Annotated in this window: 19 protein-coding genes and 1 other annotated feature; of the genes, 6 read left to right on the forward strand and 13 right to left on the reverse strand. The window is 67.7% G+C overall.

The features are described 5' to 3' along the window. Positions 1–5 precede the first annotated feature (5 nt). On the reverse strand, positions 6–515 hold the full coding sequence (locus ACSJJR_RS05535; RefSeq protein ID WP_435942537.1) for an NUDIX hydrolase: 510 nt from the start codon (positions 513–515) through the stop codon (positions 6–8). 69 nt (positions 516–584) lie between these two features. Between ACSJJR_RS05535 and ACSJJR_RS05540 the strand changes: the two genes are divergently transcribed. Beyond that, on the forward strand, positions 585–2,120 hold the full coding sequence (locus ACSJJR_RS05540; RefSeq protein ID WP_435942539.1) for a CCA tRNA nucleotidyltransferase: 1,536 nt from the start codon (positions 585–587) through the stop codon (positions 2,118–2,120). A gap of 367 nt (positions 2,121–2,487) precedes the next feature. Here the strand turns inward: ACSJJR_RS05540 and ACSJJR_RS05545 are convergent, their stop codons facing one another. The 8 genes from ACSJJR_RS05545 to ACSJJR_RS05580 form a co-directional block, all read right to left on the reverse strand. Next, on the reverse strand, positions 2,488–2,751 hold the full coding sequence (locus tag ACSJJR_RS05545; protein WP_435942540.1) for a hypothetical protein: 264 nt from the start codon (positions 2,749–2,751) through the stop codon (positions 2,488–2,490). A gap of 58 nt (positions 2,752–2,809) precedes the next feature. Then, a complete protein-coding gene (locus tag ACSJJR_RS05550; RefSeq protein ID WP_435942541.1) occupies positions 2,810–3,736 on the reverse strand; it encodes an ABC transporter permease in 927 nt (308 codons plus the stop codon). Further along, positions 3,733–4,605, reverse strand: coding sequence for an ABC transporter ATP-binding protein (locus tag ACSJJR_RS05555; RefSeq protein WP_435942543.1), 873 nt, complete (start codon positions 4,603–4,605; stop codon positions 3,733–3,735). Before ACSJJR_RS05555 ends, ACSJJR_RS05550 begins: the two co-directional genes overlap by 4 nt. Next, positions 4,602–6,011 carry a HesA/MoeB/ThiF family protein gene (locus ACSJJR_RS05560; protein WP_435942545.1) on the reverse strand — a complete coding sequence of 470 codons (1,410 nt, stop codon included), beginning with the start codon at positions 6,009–6,011 and terminating at the stop codon, positions 4,602–4,604. Before ACSJJR_RS05560 ends, ACSJJR_RS05555 begins: the two co-directional genes overlap by 4 nt. Next, the gene (locus ACSJJR_RS05565) at positions 6,004–7,140 is read right to left on the reverse strand and encodes a hypothetical protein (RefSeq protein WP_435942547.1); all 1,137 of its coding nucleotides are present in this window, start codon (positions 7,138–7,140) and stop codon (positions 6,004–6,006) included. Before ACSJJR_RS05565 ends, ACSJJR_RS05560 begins: the two co-directional genes overlap by 8 nt. After that, positions 7,109–7,321, reverse strand: coding sequence for a hypothetical protein (locus tag ACSJJR_RS05570; RefSeq protein ID WP_435942549.1), 213 nt, complete (start codon positions 7,319–7,321; stop codon positions 7,109–7,111). The genes ACSJJR_RS05565 and ACSJJR_RS05570 overlap by 32 nt, the downstream gene beginning before the upstream one ends. Before the next feature lie 625 nt (positions 7,322–7,946). Next, positions 7,947–8,561, reverse strand: coding sequence for a response regulator transcription factor (locus ACSJJR_RS05575; RefSeq protein WP_435942551.1), 615 nt, complete (start codon positions 8,559–8,561; stop codon positions 7,947–7,949). Next, positions 8,558–9,604, reverse strand: coding sequence for a sensor histidine kinase (locus tag ACSJJR_RS05580; protein ID WP_435942552.1), 1,047 nt, complete (start codon positions 9,602–9,604; stop codon positions 8,558–8,560). Before ACSJJR_RS05580 ends, ACSJJR_RS05575 begins: the two co-directional genes overlap by 4 nt. 176 nt (positions 9,605–9,780) lie before the next feature. Between ACSJJR_RS05580 and ACSJJR_RS05585 the strand changes: the two genes are divergently transcribed. Then, positions 9,781–10,311: a zinc ribbon domain-containing protein gene (locus ACSJJR_RS05585; protein ID WP_435942554.1), complete on the forward strand. Its 531-nt coding sequence runs from the start codon at positions 9,781–9,783 to the stop codon at positions 10,309–10,311. 108 nt (positions 10,312–10,419) lie between these two features. Here the strand turns inward: ACSJJR_RS05585 and ACSJJR_RS05590 are convergent, their stop codons facing one another. Continuing rightward, entirely contained in the window at positions 10,420–11,085 is a 666-nt protein-coding gene (locus ACSJJR_RS05590) for a hypothetical protein (protein WP_435942556.1), read from the reverse strand. 671 nt (positions 11,086–11,756) lie between these two features. Between ACSJJR_RS05590 and ACSJJR_RS05595 the strand changes: the two genes are divergently transcribed. Then, positions 11,757–12,985 (forward strand): IS3 family transposase gene (locus ACSJJR_RS05595; RefSeq protein WP_435942557.1). Its coding sequence is split into 2 segments (ribosomal slippage): positions 11,757–12,033 and positions 12,033–12,985, totalling 1,230 coding nucleotides; the frame shifts between segments, so codons are not numbered across the junction. After that, positions 12,029–12,162: a sequence feature (AL1L pseudoknot), on the forward strand. (Overlaps the previous gene by 134 nt.) A gap of 275 nt (positions 12,986–13,260) precedes the next feature. Continuing rightward, positions 13,261–14,232 carry an Abi family protein gene (locus tag ACSJJR_RS05600; protein WP_435942559.1) on the forward strand — a complete coding sequence of 324 codons (972 nt, stop codon included), beginning with the start codon at positions 13,261–13,263 and terminating at the stop codon, positions 14,230–14,232. 122 nt (positions 14,233–14,354) lie between these two features. On the opposite strand, the gene ACSJJR_RS05605 is transcribed toward ACSJJR_RS05600, so the two are convergent. The 3 genes from ACSJJR_RS05605 to ACSJJR_RS05615 form a co-directional block, all read right to left on the reverse strand. Beyond that, positions 14,355–14,567 (reverse strand): hypothetical protein, encoded by a 213-nt coding sequence (locus ACSJJR_RS05605; RefSeq protein WP_435942560.1) that lies wholly within the window; start codon positions 14,565–14,567, stop codon positions 14,355–14,357. A 495-nt stretch (positions 14,568–15,062) separates the two neighbouring features. Beyond that, positions 15,063–18,164, reverse strand: a complete 3,102-nt coding sequence (locus ACSJJR_RS05610) for a tetratricopeptide repeat protein (RefSeq protein WP_435942562.1) — start codon at positions 18,162–18,164, stop codon at positions 15,063–15,065. After that, positions 18,161–19,330, reverse strand: coding sequence for a hypothetical protein (locus ACSJJR_RS05615; protein WP_435942563.1), 1,170 nt, complete (start codon positions 19,328–19,330; stop codon positions 18,161–18,163). Before ACSJJR_RS05615 ends, ACSJJR_RS05610 begins: the two co-directional genes overlap by 4 nt. Before the next feature lie 198 nt (positions 19,331–19,528). Here ACSJJR_RS05615 and serC point away from each other — a divergent pair, with 198 nt between their 5' ends. Beyond that, entirely contained in the window at positions 19,529–20,617 is a 1,089-nt protein-coding gene (gene serC / locus ACSJJR_RS05620; RefSeq protein ID WP_435942565.1) for a 3-phosphoserine/phosphohydroxythreonine transaminase, read from the forward strand. Between the two features lie 48 nt (positions 20,618–20,665). Next, positions 20,666–21,853, forward strand: a complete 1,188-nt coding sequence (locus ACSJJR_RS05625; RefSeq protein ID WP_435942567.1) for a phosphoglycerate dehydrogenase — start codon at positions 20,666–20,668, stop codon at positions 21,851–21,853. Positions 21,854–21,937: the final 84 nt, after the last annotated feature.

The raw sequence follows: 21,937 nt of genomic DNA on the forward strand, positions 1-21,937 counted from the left end.
GGACCTCACCCGTCCCCGACGAGGATCTCGCGGGCGGCGGCGACGATGCGCCTCTCATTCGGGTAGGCCAGGCGGCGCGAGACCTCGTCCAGGTCCACCCAGGCGACGTCCTCCGCCTCGTGGTCCGGGTCGTTGCGGGTCGTCAGCTCGCCTCCGATCGCCTCCAGCAGGAAGTGGTGCACCACCTTGTGGACGCGGTGGTCGTCACCGGCGAACCAGTAGTCGATGGTTGCCAGGTGCCGCAGGACACGGCCGGTGATACCCGTCTCCTCCGCGATCTCACGCACCGCGGCCTGCTCGGCCGTCTCCTCGCCCTCGAGGTGGCCCTTGGGCAGGCACCACTCCAGGCGGCCACCACGGTTGCGCCGCGCAATGACAGCGGTCACGGCCCGGCCGTCCTGGACGTCAATGACCAGGCCGCCCGCGCTCGTCTCATCGACCACGGGCAGGTGGCGCGCACTCGCCCGGCGCGGCTGGGAGCCGACGTGGGGTCCGCGAGTGCGATGGCTGGGCATGGAGGACACTCTAGGCGGTCGAGCCAGGTCGGTCGGCCGCCGCCCGGTCCACATGGCACCCTTGTCCAGATGAGTGACCCGAAGACGACGACGAGCACCTGCGCCTCCGACCACCGGGCCCGGCAGGTCCCGCCCGGGGGCCCGGCCCACCCCGCCACCGACCTCGTCCGCGACGCGGCCGGCCTGACTGTCACCGCCCGCGAGGCGCTCTCCCACCTGCCGGCCTCTCTCGCCGCCCTGGGTCACCGCTTCGCGCGCGCCGGGCACGAGCTCGCCCTCGTCGGCGGGCCCGTGCGCGACGCCTTCCTCGGAGCCACCCCCCACGACCTGGACTGCACGACCTCGGCCCGCCCCGAGCAGACCGAGGCCATCCTCAAGGAGTGGGGCGACGCCTGCTGGGACGTGGGCAAGGAGTTCGGCACCATCGGTGCCCGCAAGGGTGAGGTCATCGTCGAGGTCACGACCTACCGCACCGAGGAGTACGAGGTCGGCAGCCGCAAGCCCGTCGTCGCCTACGGCGACACGCTCGAGGGCGACCTCACCCGCCGTGACTTCACGGTCAACGCCATGGCGCTGCGCCTGCCCGAGCTCGAGCTCATCGACCCCTGTGGAGGCTTTGAGGACCTGGCCGCCGGCGTCCTGCGCACCCCCGTGAGCGCCGTGCAGTCCTTCGACGACGACCCCCTGCGCATCATGCGCGCTGCCCGCTTCGCCGCCCAGCTCGGTTTCGACGTCGAGCCCCAGGTCATGGACGCCATGACCGAGATGGCCAGCCGGCTCGAGATCGTCTCCGCCGAGCGGGTGCGCGCCGAGCTCGAGCGCCTGCTCCTGTCGCCCTGGCCGCGCCGGGGGCTCGAGCTGCTCGTGCACACGGGAGTGTGCGACGTCGTCCTGCCCGAGCTGTCAGCCCTTCAGGAGACAGTGGACGAGCACCGGCGCCACAAGGACGTCTACGAGCACACTCTCACCGTCCTCGACCAGGCCATGGACATGGAGACCGGCCCTGACGGCCCCGTTCCCGCACCCGACCTCGTGCTGCGCCTGGCGGCGATCCTCCACGACGTCGGCAAGCCCGCCACGCGCCGGTTCCTGCCCGATGGCACGGTCACCTTCCACGGCCACGACCACGTGGGCGCGCGCATGGTCAAGAGGCGCCTGACCGCCCTGCGCTTCGACAAGCAGACGGTCAAGGACGTGGCACGGCTGGTGGAGCTGCACCTGCGCTTCCACGGCTACGCCGACGCTGGCTGGTCCGACTCGGCTGTGCGCCGCTACGTCACCGACGCCGGCCCGCTGCTCGAGCGACTGCACCGGCTCACCCGCGCCGACGTCACGACGCGCAACAAGCGCAAGGCCCGGATGCTCGACGCCGCCTACGACGACCTCGAGCGGCGCATCGCGGAGCTTGCCGAGGCCGAGGAGCTGGCCGCCATCCGCCCGGACCTGGACGGTGGGCAGATCATGGCGGAGCTGGGGCTCGAGCCCGGGCCGGTGGTCGGCGAGGCCTACCGCTTCCTCATGGACCTGCGCATGGAGAAGGGCCCGCTGGGCGAGGAGCTGGCCCGCCAGGCCCTGCGCTCGTGGTGGGCCGCGCGGGGGCGGTGAGGGCGGGATCTGCGCGGGCGACGCGCCGCTCACGGGCCGAGCAGAGCTGCTGGGACGACGGCGACGCCGTCCTTGTCGCGGTACGCCCGGTTCCCGGAGGGAACGAGCCCGGTTCGGGCTCAAGGAATCAGATGCTCCAATCTGGCCGCTGCTGTTCGCCCTGTGGACTGGACCGACGTGGGGGATCGCAGGCGTCACCAGGGTCTGGTACTCGTTCTGGTCCACCTTGGATGCTCGCTCTGGTCCACCTCCGACGCTCGTTCTGGTCCACTTCGCGCCCGTGTTGCCGGACCGGAGTCGACAGGAGGCGGGTGGTATTTTCCCGAGGACGGTGATGTCATCCGGCGGGGAGCGCTTGCGAGGGCGCTCATCGCAGGAGAGCCGTCAGCTGACGGCGGGCGCGCAAGAGCCTGATCTGCGTGGGGATGCCGACGGCGAAGATGCCGACCAGGACCGTCAGGCACGCCCCCGAGACGAGGAACACGTGGAAGTCCTGAGACGCCGCGACGCCGAGGACGACGAGGAGCACTGCGGCGACGACACGGGTCGCGTTGGCGCGCGCCTCCAAGTGGTGGATCGTGTGCCGCAACTCGTCGATGGTGGTGGACTGAGTGATGTTGTTGCGGGTCATGACTGTTCTCCTAGGTGGGTACTGGCTCAGCAGTGAGGTCTGACGGTTCGGTGACGACTTAGTGACGGTGGCGAGGGTGGTGGCGTCGGGTGCCGGTCGTCGTCGTGCTGTAGCGGCCCACGGTCCTGGGCACGACGATACGTGCGATGACCACGGCGACGACGCCGAGCAGGGCGAGCACACCCAGTGCTGACGCCCAGGGCTCGAAGGGGGCGGCCTGGCCGGCCACGATCCTGCCTGGCTCGACCATTGGCGCCGACAGCGGAAGCAGGGCGGCCACGACAGCGGCCGGCGAGCCCGGGTTGAATACGGCGACGTAGGACAGCACGAAGACGAGGACGAGCACGAAAGAGACCGGGAACTGTGCGTACTGCAGTTGACTCGGCTCACGCACGAACAACCCGACAGCCGCGTAAAGGACCGCGAAGAGGACGACGCCGCCGCAAGCGCACACAGCAGCCACGCCCCACTGTGCAGCTGACAGCGAGGTCAGACCCAGCATGCGGGCCAGGCCGATGAGCGGCAGCTGGTGCAGGGCCGCAAGCGTACCGGCCTCGGCGGCGACACCGAGGAGCAGGCCGGTGACCGCCACCATGAGCGCCGTCAGTCGAGCCATGACAACGGTCAGCGGGTTGACGTGGCGAAACACCATGACGGATACACGGGACGTGCGTTCCAAGGCGACGGAGGTCGTGATGATCGACCCGCAGGCGAGGATGAAGATGTAGACGGTGAACAGCAGCAGCAGGGAGACGACGAGCCCGCGCTGCGACGCCTCGAGCCGAACACCCTCGGTCTGGTTCTGCGCGGATGAGAGAACCTCGGCTGCGGCGTCGCTGGTACGAAGCCAGCACGTGAGGCCCGGTAGCACAAGCAGGATGAGAACGGAGGCGATCCTGAGCGTTTGGGACCGGAGCATGTCGACGAGCGCGGCACGAGCGACGGTGAGGAGCTGACGTGAGGGGCTGTGACTGGTGGTGGTCATGATGGGTCCTCCTGGTGACCGAGAACGAGGACGTAGAGCTCTGACAGGCTGGGTGCGGCCCACGTGAAGCCCCCGGGGTCCGTGCCCTTTGCGAGGAGGGCGACGGCGCTTGTGTAGTCCTTGAGGCCGTGGACCTGAAGCCAGCCCTGCTCCGTCCGGGAGCAGGACAGACCGGGCGCACCCGCCACGGCGTCCGCGACGGCCTCCGGACGCTCGACCGTCAGCCGGTGACCCCCATAGGAGGCACACAGGTCCTCCACGGACCCGGTGCAGACGATTCGTCCGTCGCGGACGAAGGCGATGTCGGTGACCATCTCTGCGATCGCGCGCACGTCGTGCGCCGACAGCACGACCCAGTGGTCGCGGGCGTAGTCCGCGAGAACCTCGCTGACGAGGGTCTTGCCGATGGGATCGAGCCCGGAGAACGGCTCGTCGAGAAGGACGCAGTCGGGGTCGTCGATGAGGGCACAGGCGAGCTGGACACGCTGTTGGTTGCCCTTGGAGAGCTCACGCACCCGGAAGTCGGAGTACCGAACCAGGTCGAAGGCCTCGCACCAGCGACGTGCAGCGGCCTCGCCTGCGCCGGAGATCCGGGAGAAGTACCTTAGGTGCTCGGTGACCGTCATGGACGGGTACACGCCGCGCTCCTCGGGAAGGTAGGAGACGCTCAGCCCCCGGGGGACGTGCACGCGTCCACGCGTGGGCACGACGAGACCGGCGAGCGTGGACAGGAGAGTCGTCTTTCCCGCGCCGTTGCGGCCCAGGAGTGCGAGCGGACGGCCGCGCTCGATGCTGAGGCTGACGTCGTCGAGGGCGACGACGCTGCCGTAGCAGGCCTGCACCCCCTCCACTGTGATGTACCTGCTCATGCCCGTACCGCCTGTGTGATGCGCAGCGGACGCAGGTGCCTGCCGATGGCGTGCTCGATGCTCTGGACGATAGCTGCGAGGACGACGAAGACCATCGCCGCCAGGCAGGACATGATGATGAAGTCGACGACGACGCGTGCTGCGGCGATGACAAGGGGCAGATGGGAGACCCCCAGCAGGGACGTGTTGAAACGCAGCGTGATGGCAAAGTTGATCGCGGCGTAGACGATGGCGACGACGGCGACGATCGCGGCGCGGTTCCTGCGCGGCAGTAATGTGGTTAGGAGGGTGCATGCGCTCCAGTACGCCAGCGTCAGTCTCACCGACCACGTCGGCAGAGTGATGAGGAACGGCAGTGCGCACAGGACGGTGGCCCACAGCGGCACCATGAGGGTCCGCCACCATCCGTCCTCGACGGCATCCGCGTGGGACCCGCAGACAGGGCAGTGTGTGACGCGGTTGAGCCGGCGGTGCTCGATGTGCCCGGTGGCACCGTGACGGACGGTCATACGACCGTTCTCCACGGGCGTGGTGCCGGTGAGCGAACGGATGATCTCGTCGGCGACGAGTGCAGCAGTGAACTCGGTGACGGAGGAACTGGTCCCTCCCCGCCCGGCGATGAGCCGGGTCTCCTCCACCGGGGTCTCGTAGCAGCTCAGGCAGGGGGTCCTTCCGGGGACGTACGTCGGCCCGACGATGGCGTCGAGCTGGACGAACCCGCCCGTGGAGTAGGGGATGCGCGCCTCCACGCAGGCCGTGTTGATCCAGCGGGTCACGTCGTGCGGCGTGTCAAGCGCCTTGACGACCCCGGTCGGCTGGTACTTCCGGATGAGAGCGCGCAACTGGTCCGTGCTGGTCAGGTGCTGGCGCAGGCCCGTCACCCCCAGGTCGTCGCGCAACCGCATGAGGTGATCGGCCAGTGCCTCGACCTTCGGCCGGTCGATGTCGTCCTGTGTGTACAGCAGCTGTCGGTTGAGGTTGGACCTCTCGACGACGTCGTCGTCGAGAATGATGAGCCTTCCGACGCCGTGCGCCGCGAGGATCCACGCGACGTGGGATCCGATGGCACCGGCCCCGAGGATGAGGACTGTTGAGTGTGCGAGCGTCTCGAGCTGCGACTCGGCCCCGGTGAGGGACAGCAGCCCACGTGTCCGCGATAGCAGCCCGTCGTCGCTGGGGTCGTAGTCGAGCAGCACATGGTTGTCGAGGAGCACCCGGGTGGTGTGGTTGCCGAGCTCATTCACGACGTCCTTCATCGTCACCGGGGTGCCGTGCACGATGGCGTCGTAGCACTGTGATGCGCTACCCGGCAGGGGCAGCACCTGCGAGGACCCCAAGAGCAGACCCGGCTCCCCTCCTCGTTCCACGAGCGGTCGGAAGGGGTTGAAGTAGTACAGCTCAGCCATGACGCACCGCCCGTCGCACACGACGCACCAGCTGGACGAGCACGGACAGGACGACTGCCGTTGCCATAAGCCCGGTCATGATCCGTCCGAGGGCCTGCACCGGTACTCCCGTCCAGTGGGGCAGGGCGATGGACACGGCCGTGATGATGAGACAGGGGACGAGAAGAACCGTAACCGCCGTGAAGAACCCTGCCAGGACCCGCTGCACCGCGCTGGTGCTGGCGGGAACCGGTCGGTTCATGAGGACGGGCAGCCCCAGACTGAGGAGGTCGTCCACGCCGACTATCTCGCAGAAGACGCGATAGCCGTCGAGCCTGATGATGGGGATGAGGTTCGCCAGGACCATGGCGATGTTGACGCAGGAGGCCAGCAGGACGAAGCTGCGCAGCCAGTGCGGTGCGGTGGGTGCTGTGATGAGCACGAGCAGGGAGATGAGCAGCAGGATCGCCTGCATGCTCAGGCCGGCGCACCAGGCCTGGATCCTGCCGATACGTGTGCGGATCATGGAGATACCGGTGGCGTCGACGTAGAACGCCGGAATGAGGAACATGAGGAAGAAGCCGGTCTCGAAGACGTGTCCGCCCCGGGCCTGGATTGTGACCGCATGGCTCGACTCGTGGAGGAAACCGATGATGAGGATGGACAGCAGGTAGGTCAGGAGGGAGGACCCCGACAGGTAACTCTGGTTGAGCAGCGAGGTGATCACCTGCGGTGCGTGCCGGGCGATGAGCCAGGCGCTGAGAGCGGTCGACAGGATGCCGCCGACACTGATGGCGTCGGCGAGGACCCGTAGCGCCCGAGGGTGGTGTACGGCGCCGGACAACGGGATGGTGATGATGCGCAAGGACCAGGGGCGCTGCCGTGCGCGGTGCGCCTCGTCGCTGCGCAAGACTCCCAGGTCCCGCAGGAGCACGACGATCTTCTCGACGTCACGTCCGGAGAAGTCCTCGTGGACGGCGCTCTTGAGGTCGTCGATGTGCAGTGGTGCGGAGCACGTGGCCACCAGGCGGGACTCCTTCGGCCCCAGGATGAGGGTCTGGCGGGTCCTGCGGCACCGGACCACGCTCTGCGTTCCGTGCGGGACGACGGCGATCCGCTCAGGCCTGAGGACGGAGCTTGCGGCTGACAAGGAGGATCACCTCGATGAGAAGAGCGGCACCGAGCCCCCAGCGGACGATGCCCCAGACGGTGCCGGGCAGGAAGCTGAAGCACAGGGCTGTTGCGAGGACCCAGATGACCAGGGGCCACAGGCTGGGGGTGCGGGAGAGGATCGTGCGACGTCCGGTGACTGTTGCCGGTGCGGGGGTCATGACGGCTCCTGTTGTGGGTTGTGGATGAGCGAGGAACGGGCGGTTGCGGGGGTGGCGATGACCCCACCCCCGCAACCGACGTGCGTGTCAGCAGAAGAACAGGCTGCCGACTGCGATGCCGAGGGAGACGCCAACGATGAAGTCGTCGCCTGCGTCACAGGCGACGGCGTCGGCGACCGTCGAGATCGTGTAGGACATGGGAACGCACCTCCCTTCACCCGGACGACGTCGTAGAACAACGCGGTGCGAACCGAGGCTCAGTCGCAGGCGAGGGCGACGAGGCCGACGCCGGCGACGGCGCCCGCGACGGTCCACCCGGAGACCGCGGCCTCCTCGGTCTGCAGCGAGGTGATCTCGAAGGTGCTCATGAGTGACTCCTGTCATGTGAGGGATGAGAACCGGAGGGCGTGCGCCCTGCCGATGACTCAAGTCTTCGCCGTCTGAGAGCCACGTCACGATCGACATCGTCACGACCCGGGCATGACCTCGGTCATGGGGCGGCCGGGCCCCGCCAGGCCCATCGGATGGTGCCGGGACCACCAAGCCCACCGGAGGTTGCGGGGCCCGCCCGGGAACGGGGGCCCGCCGGGCATGACCTCGGTCATGGGGCGGCCGGGCCGAAGGCTCAGATCCAGCCGTTGTCCTGGGCCAGACGCACCGCCTCGGTGCGGTTGCGCACGCCCAGCTTCTGGATCGCGTGGGACAGGTGGTTCTTCACCGTGCCGGACGACAGGAACAGCCGCGTGGCCGCCGTCGCCGTGTCCGCACCCTCACGCACGCAGCGCAGGACCCGCTGCTCGGCCTCCGTCAGAGGGTTGGGTCCCAGCAGTGCCGCCGAGGCGGCCAGCTCGGCGCTGATGACCCGTCCGCCGTCGGAAACCGTGCGAATCGCCCGCAGCAGGTCGCGCGCATGGACGTCCTTGCCGAGGAAGCCGGCGACCCTCGCGTCGAGGGCCGCACGCACAACCCCCGGGGTGGTGACGACGGTCAGCATGATGACGCGTGCCGTGGCGGCCTGAGGGATGCCCGCCAGGGCGCGTACCGTGTCGAGGCCGCTCATGCCGGGCATGTCGACGTCGACGAGGACCACATCGACCGGCTGCGCGCGCACGAGATCGAGGAGCTCGGGCCCGCAGGAGGCCACCCCCACCACCTCGATGGCCGGGTCGGTGCCCAGCAGCGTCCTCAGCGTCTCAGCGAAGAGGACCTGATCGTCGACGACGGCGACGCGGATGCTCATGCCTGGACCTCCTGCGGGCTTTGGGCGTCCCCGACGACGTCGGCTCCGCCGGTGAGCTCCGGCAGGGTGACCTCGACGACGGTGCCCGAATCCGAGGAGCTGATGCGCAGGTCCCCGCCCTGGCCCTCGATCGCGCGTCGCAGCATCGCCAGACCGTGGTCGGCACGCAGGTGCGGGGTGCGCAGGCCGCGTCCGTTGTCGGTGACTGTCAGACGGGTGGCGCCGTCGTCGTCCCTGAGCGCCGAGACGGTCACCGTGGTGGCCCGCGAGTGGCGCACAGCATTCGTACCGAGCTCGCGCAGTGCCTGGGCGAGAGCCGTCTCGGTCGTGGCTGACAGCACGCCCGGCTCGGGCACCTCAGTGCGCACCTCGATGCCCGCCAAGGCAGCCGTGGAGCGCAGGACCTCCGCCTCCACGGCCAGGCAGGAGGAGACGTTGCCGCGGATGACGGTGCGCAGGTCCGCGTAGGCCTGTGTGACGAGGTCCTGGGCGCGGGTGAGCAGTGCCGCCGCGTCCTCGTGCCCGGCGAGGGCCGGGTGGTCCTCGACCATGCCCAGGGTCAGGCGCAGGGCCGACAGCTCCTGGCCGATCGAGTCGTGCAGGTCACGGGTGATGCGGGCGCGCTCGCGGTCCTGAGCGATGACCACGGCCCGGGTCGACCTGTCCGCCGCCCGGTGGTCGAGGTCCGTGAGGACCCTCACCCAGGCGGTGGCGAGGACCGCCGTCGCCATGATGATGAGACTCTCCGACACAGAGGCCGGAGCGGTCAGGGCCAGGGCGAGAGCCAGGGTGATGACCTCGACTGCGGCGACCCGCCACTGCGGCACGGCCAGGACGACGGCGACGGCGGCGACGACGCAGGCGAAGGTGCCGCCCAGAAACCCCAGGTAGCCGAGGACCGGGTACGTGATGGCCAGCACCTGGCTGATGACGAGGGCCTCGGTGCTCCGACCATCCGATGAGCGGCCGTGCAGAGCGAGCGCAATGGCCGCCACGGGCAGGAGGCACGCGAGGTCAAGTACCTGCATCAACCACGTGGGCATGAGGCCTCCTCGCCGACTCGGCGTCGATACCGGTCTGAATGCTATAGCGGGCCGACCCGTCCGTTGAAGGCCACCGACGTCGGTATGGACGGGGTGCCGTTTGGTGTGGCTACCATCGAGCAGCCCTCACGCGCGCGCCGGGGCGGGACCCGGTCCGCACCCATGAACGGAGTCCCATGAGCAGCAACCACCCTCCCTCCCCCTACGCCGACAACGGGGGCCGTCCGCGCCAGTACGACGTGGAGCCCTGGCGCAAGTGGGCCTACTACGGCGGCGGGGCGCTGCAGGTCCTGGGGGTGCTCGCCTTCCTGTCCGTCTTCTTCACGATCGCACTGAGCTTCGGTTTCATGGGGCACAACCCCGCCATGATCTCCGCGCACGTCCAGCGGGGATTCATCATGTTCCCCGTGGCCATCGTCGGGATCTTCATGATCAATGGGGGCAAGATGCTCCGGGACGTCGGGCGCAAGGGCCTGGCCGGCTCCGGCATCATCCTCTCCCCTCAGGGTGAGGCGCGTGACGCCGAGGCCTGGAACCGCTCGAAGGGCGCTCAGGACCAGCACCGTCTGGAGGAGGTTCCCGCCTTGTCCGGGCTGGGTGCTGCCCGCGGTGACGCCGAGCCGCAGATCCGGGTGCGGTGCCGGGCCTGCGGCTACCTGGAGACCGAGGACGCCGCCTTCTGCTCAGGCTGCGGCGCACGCATGTAGTGCCGGCGGGGGCGCCGATCGGGGCGCCCTCCGGGGTGCCTCATGTCAAGGTGCCCGCGAAGTGTCTTCGGTGCCTCATGTAGGAGTGCCCGCGTAGTCCGGTTGTGGTCAGGAGGCTTTCCTGAGTCGTACGCCTTTGTGGACGTCGGGCAGGATGCTGGGGATCTGGGTGAGGTAGAGCTGGTCGGTCTTGTCCTTGGCCAGGCGGATGAGGACGTCCTGGAGCTCGACGATGCGGCGGGTGATGGCGGCGGGGTTGAGCTGGTTGCGGTAGGCGATCAGGTCAGTCTTCTGGGTCTTGGTCAGGGCGTCGGTGTCCAGCAGCCGGTCCAGTGGGGTGCGGGGGGCGTCGTAGAGGCGCCCCGGCCTGCCGGCCTTGTCAGTGCCCCACCCGACGGGTTTACGGGTGGGAGTCAGGAAGCTGGGCTTGACGTTGACCTGCTCCCACAGGCGGCCCAGGACCTCGCGTTCGGCGCTGGTGTCGTAGCGGTAGTAGAAGGCGTAGCGGCGTACCAGGTGGTTGTTCTTCGACTCGATGGTGGCCTGGTCGTTCTTCCTGTAGGGGCGCGAGCGGGTGAAGTAGGTGTCCAGGTTCCCGGCCCACTTCACCACGCCGTGGTTGATGAGCTCCGAGCCGCCTGCGAAGTCCATGCCCAGGACGGGCAACGGCAGGCAGTCCACGGCAGCGTTCAGGGCGGAGATGATGTGCTTCTCAGTGTTGTTGCGGATCGAGCGGGTGAAGGTCCACCCCGTGAGCACATCGGTCATGCTCATGGTGCGGGCGAGTTCTCCCTTGAAAGTCGGCCCGCAGTGGGCGACGGTGACAGGCCTCGAGGAACCCGGGCTCGGCCTCGGCCTCGTCAACGGCCTTGCGGGTCTTGATGGAGCTGCGCAGCAACGGGCCGGCCTTGGTGGTCGACTTGCCCCGCAGCTGGTCGGTGGAGCGTGCCGGGGCGAGGTAGCGGTCGATGGTCGGGTGCGCTCATGGCCTCCAACTCACTTCTGACAGTCGGGCTGTAGCGCGGCTCGTCGTCGAGCTCACCACTCGCCTCCAGCAGGTCCAGCGGCAGCGGTGTGGACTCCTTGAGGTACTTACCGCACTGGCCGCCGCTGGCGGCCCACACCCGTTGAAGTACCTTCAAAGCGTCGTAGGAGTACCTGCGGGCCCTGGCCCTGGGCCCCAATCTCCTGTGGTCCGGTGGGCGCCTGGCCGCGGCCACCAGGCGTCGGCGCGCGTTGTCCCGGCTCCAGCCCGTGACCGCGCAGACCTCGTCAAGGATCCGACCCTTGTCCTTCTTTGAGGCCTTCGCGTACGCCTTGGCGTACCTGCCTGTGATCTCGGCCCTGGCCTGCATCGACAACCCACTTCCCATGCCCACCACGGTCCACGGACTTCGTGAAGCGTCCTGGGTTTTGTTCCGAGTCTCAGCAAGGAGAATCGGAGTATGCCCAAGAAGTTCAGTCCCGAGCTGCGTGACCGCGCCGTGCGGCTGGTCTACGAACGTCAGGCGCGCGAGGGAGGCCCGCGCGCAGAGTCGATCCGTGCCATCGCGCCCCAGCTGGGGGTCGGCCTGGAGACCTTACGGATCTGGTGCAACCGCTACGGCCCCACCGAACCGGTCACCGGTCGTGGCGAGTCACTCGAGGAGGAGAACCGGCGCCTGCGCCGGGAGCTGGCTGAAGCCCACCGCGCCAACGAGATCCTCAAAGCAGCCTCAGCTGTTTTCGCCGCGGAACTCGACCGCCCCACGACGAGATGATCCGGTTCATCGACGAGCACCGTGATCAGTTCGGGGTCGAGGCCATCTGCCGTGTGCTCAGCGCGACGGAGTGTGGGTTCATCACGTCCCGCGGCTACCGGGCCGCCAAGGCGCGTCCAGCCTCGGCCAGGGCGCTGCGGGATGAGGCCCTCCTGCCGGAGATCCGGCGGATCCACAGCGAGAACTACAGCGTCTACGGGGTGCGGAAGATGCACCACGCAATGCGCCGCGCCGGCTGGGACGTAGGCCGTGACCAGGTCGCCCGCCTGATGCGAGCAGCTGGCCTGCAGGGGGTGCGGCGGGGCCGGAAACCAGTCACCACACGACCTGCCCAGGTGCCTGATGCCCGCCCGGACCTCGTCGAACGGCGCTTCACCGCGGAGCAGCCCAACCGCCTGTGGGTCGCTGACATCACCTACGTGCGGATCCTCGCCGGGTTCTGCTACGTCGCGTCCATCACCGACGTGTGCACCCGCAAGATCGTCGGCTGGGCGGTGGCTGCGACCCTCCACACCGAGGGCCTGCCCCTGCTGGCGCTCGAACATGCCCTGCTGACCAGCGGCGCAGTACGCAGTGAGAGCGGGCTGATCCACCACAGCGACCGCGGAGCCCAATACGTCTCCCTGGCCTACTCAGCCGCGTTGATCACCGCCGGCGTCACCGCATCAGTCGGCACCGTCGGCGACTCCTACGACAACGCCCTCGCAGAGACCGTCAATGGCCTGTTCAAGGCCGAATTGATCCACTCCCAGCGCAGGATCTGGGAGTCCACCGAGGCGGTCGAAATCGCCACCATGGGCTGGGTCCACTGGTGGAACCATGACCGCTTGCACGAAGCTCTCGGCTACCGCACCCCCGCGGAAGTCGAAGCGTCCTACACTCACCCCATGACGACCGCGCCCGCGACCGTCTAACCACGGAACGAAACCCAGGGCGCTTCATTCGCGGGCAGTTCCACGTGAGGCACCGAGCCCCCTTTGCGGGCATTCCTGATGAGTCTCGTCGCCCTCTTGCGTGATAGGAGGGGGTTGAGTAGACTTGTATCAACATGACCGGTTCCGCTACCCGCATCGTCGGGTAGTCCAGGGCCGGTCTTTTTTCGAGAGGGAAGAACGTGGGTGACGTCATCTCGGAATGCAAGCCGTTTCGCACCTACAGGGAACAGGTCTCCATCCTGGAGTCTCGTGGCATGCGAATCATCCTGGAGTCTCGTGGCATGCGAATCATCCTGGAGTCTCGTGGCATGCGAATCATCCTGGAGTCTCGTGGCATGCGAATCGAGGACCATGAGCGAGCCGAACGTGAACTGAGAACCCTCAACTACTACCGCCTGTCGGGGTACTGGTACACGATGCGCGATGTCGACAGTGATGTACAGAATGGGCGAGAGTTCTTTCGCGAAGGAGCCTCCTTCGACCTCGTGATGGACCTGTACGAGTTTGATGAGCGGCTGCGGGCGGCGATCCTCGCGGATCTGGCTCCCATCGAGCTTGCATTACGCGCGCTCGTCGGACATCACCTTGGGAGGATCGACCCTCTCATCCATCTCCGTCCTGACGCGCTGGGGCACGTCGCAAAACGTCCCTCAAAACGTAATCCACGTCAGACCGAGTATCAGGTCTGGAAGCGCAGGTTCGATCAAGCACTCAACAAGTCGAAGGAAGAATTTGCGGCTCACTACAGAGAGCAATACGAGAGCAAGGTTCCGGTATGGGTCGCCGTCGAACTGATGGACTGGGGGATGCTGTCCAATCTCTATCGGATGGCCCCGGAGAATGTGCGTGAGGACGTCGCAGAAATCTGTCGGATGAGCGCCCCTCAGATGGAGTCGTGGATCAAGTGTCTTAACATCCTGCGCAACCTGGCTGCGCATCATGCCCGCATATTCAACAGAGGCTTCGACATCAAGCCGAAACTGAGTGGAGACGGACGGCTCGATGTCATTAGAGATGTCACCAATCGTTCTTTTGGTCAGCTCACATTGATTCGATATCTCAGTCATGAGCTAGGGCTTCCTGATCGTGGGAGGCTGCCTGCGGTTCTGACGTCGTTCCCCGACAACGACCTCGTCCCCTTCTCGCGTATCGCTGCACCACCGGGCTGGGAGCGGCACGACCTGTGGGTGCCACTTTCCGCAGAGGCGGACGCGTTGAGTTCTTAGCGGCCCGTGCCGGCCCATCAGGCCCCGGCCACCTGGCCTGACCTGAGTCGTATCGCTTGAGTGACCCGAGAAGTTGACGCCGTTAAGGATGTTCCGCGCGGTCTGGGCGGCAAGGCCCTCCATCAGTCGGACAGGAGGAAGGCGACGGCGTGGTACTCGGAGAAGAGGCGCGCCTCATCGTCGTCGTAGTCCCAGTCCTGCTCGCGCTCAAGAGCCCGGTCGAGGCTGCCGAAGCGACGCTCAAGCTCGTTCACAACCGCAGACATGCGGGAGCGGAGCTCGTCCTCGGTGAAGACACGAATCAGACCGTCTGTTGAGGTCATCGACATGCTCACGCCTCCTTCCTAGCCCTTGCTCAGCTGTCTAACCAGTCTACCGACCGGGTACGACGTCCATCGAGCCCGGGTGGGTCTTGGGGCCCAGACCGGTTCGTCGTGCGCCTCCTGGTCGCGCTCCTTGCTGGCGCCCCCGCGCCTGGGGGTGAGGGTGCCGACGGCCTGGCCGCGCCAGCCACGCTGCGCGCAGCGCGTCGGCGAGCGGAACAAGGCGATCCGAGGCCGCGCCTGGACGCCGGTCACCCGGATGACGAGAGGCACCTGCTCCTTGCTGGTGGGGTCAACCACACGGGCCGACGCCAGGGGCTCCAGGGTGACGGCTGTCTGGCCTGCAGCAGCCTCCATCGTGCGATGGCCGACTGCCATCAGCGCCGCCACAGCCAACGAGAAGCCCCTCGACAGATGATCTAGCGCCACAAGTGATGCAAGCCAGGGCAGACATGCGTGCTGGGCCCTGCGAAGGCTTCGCTCGCCTTCGTGACTGTCGTGTGGCCGTCAGGGTTCGATGGTGTCCTCCAGCAGGTTCTCCAGCATGCTGGCCGCCTGTGCGGGGTCACCCGCCTCCAACACCGCCGACGCCAGGTTGGCCCGGGTGGTCAGGGTGCCCGGATGGTCGGCCCCCAGCACCCGGGTCTGGTCCTTGAGCAGCTCCGAGAACAGGCCCGCCGCCCGGGCCGGGTCACCCGCATCCAACACCGCCGACGCCAGGTTGCCCCGGGTGGTCAGGGTGTGGGGGTAGTCGGGCCCCAGCACCCGCACCATGTCCTCGAGTAGCCCCTCGAGCATGTCCACCGCCCGGGCCGGGTCACCCGCGGCCCGCACCGCCTGCGCCAGGTTGCCCCGGGTGGTCAGGGTGTGGGGGTGGTCGGGCCCCAGCACCCGCACCATGTCCTCGAGTAGCCCCTCGAGCATGTCCGCCGCCCGGGCCGGGTCACCCGCATCCCGCACCGCCGAGGCGAGGTTGGCCCGGGTGGCCAGGGTGTGGGGGTGGTCGGGCCCCAGCAGCCGCACCATGTCCTTGAGCAGCTCGGAGAACAGGCCCGCCGCCCGGGCCGGGTCACCCGCGGCCCGCACCGCCTGCGCCAGGTTGCCCCGGGTGGTCAGGGTGTGGGGGTGGTCGGGCCCCAGCAGCCGCACCATGTCCTCGAGCAGCTCGGAGAGCATGCGCGCTGCCCGGGCCGGGTCACCCGCATCCCGCACCGTCAACGCCAGGTTGTTCCGGGTGGCCAGGGTGTCGGGGTAGTCGGCCCCCAGCACCCGCGTGTGGTCCTTGAGCAGCTCGGAGAGCATGCGCGCTGCCCGGGCCGGGTCACCCGCCGCCCGCACCGCCGAGGCGAGGTTGTTCCGGGTGGTCAGGGTGTGGGGGTGGTCGGGCCCCAGCAGCCGCACCATGTCCTCGAGCAGCTCGGAGAACAGGCCCGCCGCCCGGGCCGGGTCACCCGCATCCAACACCGCCGAGGCGAGGTTGGCCCGGGTGGCCAGGGTGTCGGGGTAGTCGGCCCCCAGCACCCGCGTGTGGTCCTTGAGCAGCTCGGAGAGCATGCGCGCTGCCCGGGCCGGGTCACCCGCCGCCCGCACCGCCGACGCCAGGTTGCCCCGGGTGGCCAGGGTGTCGGGGTGGTCGGGCCCCAGCAGCCGCGTGTGGTCCTTGAGCAGCCCCTCGAGCATGCCCGCCGCCCGGCCCGGGTCACCCGCATCCAACACCGCCGACGCCAGGTTGCCCCGGGTGGTCAGGGTGCCGGGGTGGTCGGCCCCCAGCACCCGCACCATGTCCTCGAGCAGCTTCTCGAGCATGCTGGCTGCCCGGGCCGGGGCGCCCGAATCCCGCACCGCCGACGCCAGGTTGTTCCGGGTGGTCAGGGTGTCGGGGTGGTCGGCCCCCAGCACCTGTATGTGCTCACTAATACTCTGCTGGTACAGCGCGATCGCCTCCATTGGGTCTCCCATCGATGCGTGCGCGCTCGCAAGTGCGCTCTGGCCTTGAGCATGCTCAAGGCCTGGCGGCAAGGTGCCAAGCGCTGCCTGTGCCTCCTCCAACTGCCAACCGGCCGCCAGCCAACGCACGTGCATGAGGCGCGTTGTCGGAGACTGAACACGAGCGTCGAGTTGTTCGGCACGCGCGATCCATGCCGCCTGCGTGTCCTTAACGGGAACGTCACCTACCTCCTTCAGGGCCTGGTCAAAAAGGAGAAGTTGCATATCTGTCACGCTGTGCGTCTCGCGGTATCGTTGCTCGATCACCTGCCTCAGCGCGGTGGGAAGACTCATGACAGGCTCTGCGTCTTCAGCCTCAACGGCTGCCAGCGCGTCGACAATCTGACCGAGTAAAGCGAGTGATGCTCGACGTGTGATGGGAAGACTCGCAAGATCGCGCCTCAGGCTGATCGTCTCATCCTGGTCGATCATCATCAGAGCCGCCTGGGCGTACTTCTGGTCTACAGCCGAACGCAGGTCATCCGTGTCGAACCAGTTGGCGAGAAACTCGATGATGAGTTTCAGCGGCTCCCCGCGGTTTTCTTTTATCTGGAACGCGAGGCGCGCCATCGGCTCTGCCAGCTCATAGTACGTTCTGCGCCGGTCGAGAAGGTGGACAAACGGAGTCGACACGGGCGCCAACCAGCCCAAGTCGGCCAAATCGCGAACCGACTTCGCAACGCTACGCTGGTCGGTTCCAACGCTCTCCGCGATCTCTTTGACCGGAAGTGCTCGGTTCGTGGACGCCAACTCGGCGACGATGAGCCGTTGCTGAGGCGACAGTCGAGCCAGTCTTTCCTGGTAGAACGGTGTGAGGTCATCGAAGCGGGTTAGGAGCAGGTCGGTGATGTCGTCTACCTGGTCCACGGTGAGAACGCTGCCGAGCAGTGCCCACAGTCGTGGCTGGCCCCCCGCCAAATGGGCGATCGTGTGGATGCGACTGAGCGCGTCCCGGTCCTTCAGTCGTTCCTCCAGTGCTGAATCGCCACTCTCGTGTGCAAGAGTGGCCAGCATCGTCTGGGCCTCTTCCGCGGAGAAGGGCTTGAGTCGGATCAGACTAAAGAAGTCGAAGAACGGAAATGCCTCGTCGGTGAGTGTGCGATCCAGGGTGGTTGTTGAGCCAATGAGCAGAATGTTCGACTCGGTCTGGAACAGGTTACGTAGACGCTGCTGACCCAGGTCACCGATAGCGTTGAGAACCTGGTCCACGTTCTCCATGAGCAGCAGGACGGGGCCGTTGTTGAGCAGTGAGGATCGCAAGCGTGCATCGAGCTCGTCTTCGGACACTCCGGACCACGGCTCCTCCGGCAGGACCCGCTCTAGGATGGCGGACAGCAGTCTGCCGTAGGACACGATCGTCCACGGGTCCTCCGGGAGCCAGGCAATACGCATCACCTGTCCCGCTTCCGCCAGACACCGACTGCGGTGTGCGACAAGGGAAATGAGATGGGTCTTGCCTGAGCCTCGCGGCCCGACGAGGAGGGTGTGGTGCGGACTGGTCGTCGACCCCAGCTCCTCAACGCGTTCCGTGAGCCGGGCGAGAATCCGCTCGCGTGCGACGAAGAGGCGCTCGAGCTGCTCGCCGGATATCATCGACGGAGTGTAACGGGGGATGATGGTCATGGGCGCTCCCTAAGGTTGCGGCTGCGGGACCAGATGTATGCGAAGGCCGGGTAGCGCCAGCGCACCCGTCTGCCGCGTCGCTCCAGATAGTGGTCCTGGCACAGCAGGTCCATGGTGTTTCGGAGCTCATCACCCTGAGGGAGGTCCGTGACCGCCACCCAGGCGCGAGGTGCTGACCGTGACGTGATATCGAGTATCTGCTCAGCCCGGGCAGTGAGCGGACCGTAGTACTCACGTACCCTCTCGGCGAAGTGCCTGAAGTTCGCGAACGCGTGAGGATCGTCAATGACGTCCTCAAAGGCCTCTCGTATGTCGTCAGGGCCAGGTGCGTCATAACCGTGAAGGTCAATGATGGTGAGTACCTGGTGCATGATCGCAGGGATGCCGCCACTGACGTCGATCAACTCATCGACGACGGCGTCGGAAGGTACCTGGTGGATTCCCCGAAAGAGTGCTTGTGCAAGCTCCTGCGACTCTTCCTCGGGCATAGGGCCCAGGTGAAGCGGCTCAAGATCGTTGATGTCTCCGCTCGTTGTCCCCGCCTGCCTGATGACGTGATGGAAGCCGATGGAGCCGGTCACGATCCACCGTACGCGCGTGGTGTTCTGGCGGAGCCCTCGGAGGGTCTGAAGGAGTCCCTTGGCGGCCGTCGCCCCCTCCTTCTCGGCGATGAGAGACACCGCCATGGGGACCTCGTCCATGAGGACAAGGGGGATGGGTCCCTCGTCGTCTCGCGCGTCCAGGCGCTTGAGAACGTCCTCCAGCAGAATCAAAGGGGGCGTTGTGGTGTGGTAGGGCTTGAGGGTGAGGTAGCCGGAGACCCCGACGGAGTCGACGTGGTCGAAGATGGTCGCCAGGTGTTTCCGCACGCGCGCGGGCAGGTTCGGGTTCTCGGCGAGATGCTTGGCCGTCTTGTCGAGGAACCCCCTCGTCGTGTCCGTGCCCTCGTAGTCGATGAAGTAGGAGCGGAAGGCCGTCTCTCTGTCGGCGAAGGTGCGCATCCAGTAGGTCTTGCCCATGCGTCTGAAGTCCGTGAGGAGGAGGTTGGCTCCCACGCTCAGGCGCTCCCGTGCCCGGCTGGTCACCGCCTCGCGGCCGACGAAGCTGCGTGGGTCCCTGAGGTTGCCAGGCTGCGGGTGGATGACGCGGTGCTGCTGGGGGTCCATGGTGTCCTCCGAATGTACGTAGGGGCTCCCGTATAAATGTACGTGATGTCCCACGTATGTCAAGGGGTGCGCTTCCGCGGGCGGCGCGGCGCACGGACCCTACGACGCTCCCTGGAGACTCGGCCGTCCTACTGGGCGTGTCGTGTGCCGCGTGGGACACCCCTGCGCCCGTGCCCCGGCCGCGGCTACCCTGCCCCCATGCGCGTGCACAACTTCTCCGCCGGTCCCGCCCAGCTGCCCCTCGCCGTCCTGGAGCAGGCGGCCAGTGAGCTCACCGACTGGCGGTCCTCCGGGATGTCCGTGCTCGAGGTCTCCCACCGCGGCAAGGACTTCACCGCCTGCGCTGCCGACGCCGAGGCCACCATCCGGCGCCTGACCGGTGCGAGCGACGACTATGCCGTCCTCTTCCTCGCCGGCGGCGCCACCGGCCAGTTCTCCGCCATCCCCGCCAACCTCACCCAGCGCGGGGAGACCGCCGCCTTCCTCAACACCGGCCAGTGGTCGGCCAAGGCCATCAAGGAGGCCAAGCGCCAGGGCGTGGACGCCGTCGTCGTCGCCGACGAGGCCGCCTCCTCCTACACCACCACCCCCGAGCCCGGCTCCTTCACCGTCCCCGAGGGCGCCCGCTACCTCTACTACTGCGCCAACGAGACCATCGGCGGCGTCACCATGCCCTACGTGCCCACCGAGGAGGTCGCAGGGGTCCCCCTCGTCGCCGACATGTCCTCCATGTACCTGTCACGTCCTATCGACGTCGACGCCTTCGGGGTCATCTTCGGCGGCGCCCAGAAGAACCTTGGCCCGGCCGGCATGGACATCTCCCTCGTCCGCAAGGACCTGCTCGGCCGCGCCCGCGCCGACGTCCCCGCCATCTGGGACTGGAAGGTCATGGCGGAGGCCGACTCGATGCTCAACACCCCGCCCACCTTCTCCATCTACCTGCTGGGCCTCATCCTGCACTGGATCGAGGACCAGGGGGGACTCGCGGCCATGGGCGAGCGCAACGACGCCAAGGCGCAGCGCCTCTACGACGCCATCGACGCCTCCGACTTCTACGCCAACCCGGTGGAGCGGCGCTCGCGCTCGGCCATGAACATCCCCTTCACCCTGGCCGACCCCGCCCTTGACGCCAGCTTCCTCGCCGGAGCGCAGGCCGCCGGGCTGACCAACCTCAAGGGCCACCGCAGCGTCGGCGGCATGCGGGCCTCCCTCTACAACGCCATGACCGACGACGGCGTGAGCGCCCTCATCGACTACATGGCCGAGTTCGAGCGCACCCGCGCCTGACCCGCGGCACCACACCCCGCCCAGCGCCACAGACAGAAGGACCCCACCGTGACCAAGCAGTTCCGCGTCAAGACCCTCAACGCCATCTCGGGCTCGGGCCTGACCCGCTTCCCCGCGGAGATCTACGAGGTCGGCGAGTCCGTCACCTCACCGGACGCCCTGCTCGTGCGCTCCGCCAAGCTGCACGACACCCCCATCCCCGACTCCGTCCTGGCCATCGCCCGCGCCGGCGCCGGCACCAACAACATCCCGGTGGCCGCCATGACCGAGCGCGGCGTGCCGGTCTTCAACACCCCGGGCGCCAACGCCAACGCCGTCAAGGAGCTTGTCCTCGCAGGCCTGTTCATCGCCTCGCGCAACCTCATCCCGGCGGCTCGCTTCGCCCACGAGCTTGAGGGCGACGACGCCGCCATCACCAAGGCCGTTGAGGCCGGCAAGAAGCAGTTCGTCGGCTTCGAGCTGCCCGGCAAGACCCTCGGGGTCATCGGCCTGGGCGCCATCGGTGTCCAGGTGGCCAACGCGGCCCTGGGCCTGGGTCTCAAGGTCATTGGCTTCGACCCGGCGATCAGCGTGGACCACGCGTGGAACCTGTCGGCGGAGGTCGAGCGCGCCCGCACCCTGGAGGATGTCTTCCGCCAGGCTGACATCCTCACCGTCCACGTGCCCCTCATCGAGGCGACCCGGGGGCTCGTGTCCACCCAGCACCTGGCGATGATGAAGCACTCGGCCGTCATCCTCAACTTCGCCCGCGCCGAGATCGTCGATGAGGCGGCCGTCGTCTCCGCCCTCGACCAGGGCTACCTGCGCGGTTACGTCTGCGACTTCCCCTCGACGGCGGTGCACAAGCACCCCAGGTGCATCTCCTTGCCGCACCTGGGCGCCTCGACCAAGGAGGCGGAGCGCAACTGCGCGGTCATGGCCGTGGACGAGCTGCGTGGCTTCCTCGAGGACGGTCAGGTGCGCAACTCGGTCAACTTCCCCGAGGCCGTCATGACCCGCGAGCCGGGCACGCACCGCCTCGTCATCGTCAACCGCAACGTCCCGAACATGGTGGGTCAGGTCTCCACCATCGTCGCCCAGGCGGGCCACAACATCGCCAACCTCCTCAACCGCTCGCGCGGCGAGATCGCGGTGACGCTGGTCGATGTCGACGGGCCGGTGGACGGCCGCGTCCTGGAGGAGCTCAGCACCATCGAGGGCGTCATCTCCGCCCGCGCCATCCCGTCCAAGGCCTGATCCGTCTCACCCGGGCTGCCTCGCCCCGCCCACCCGGGCGGGGGGGGGGAGGACCCCTTTTGAACACAGGGGCAGCGACACCCC

The organism is Actinomyces sp. W5033 (assembly GCF_051303165.1).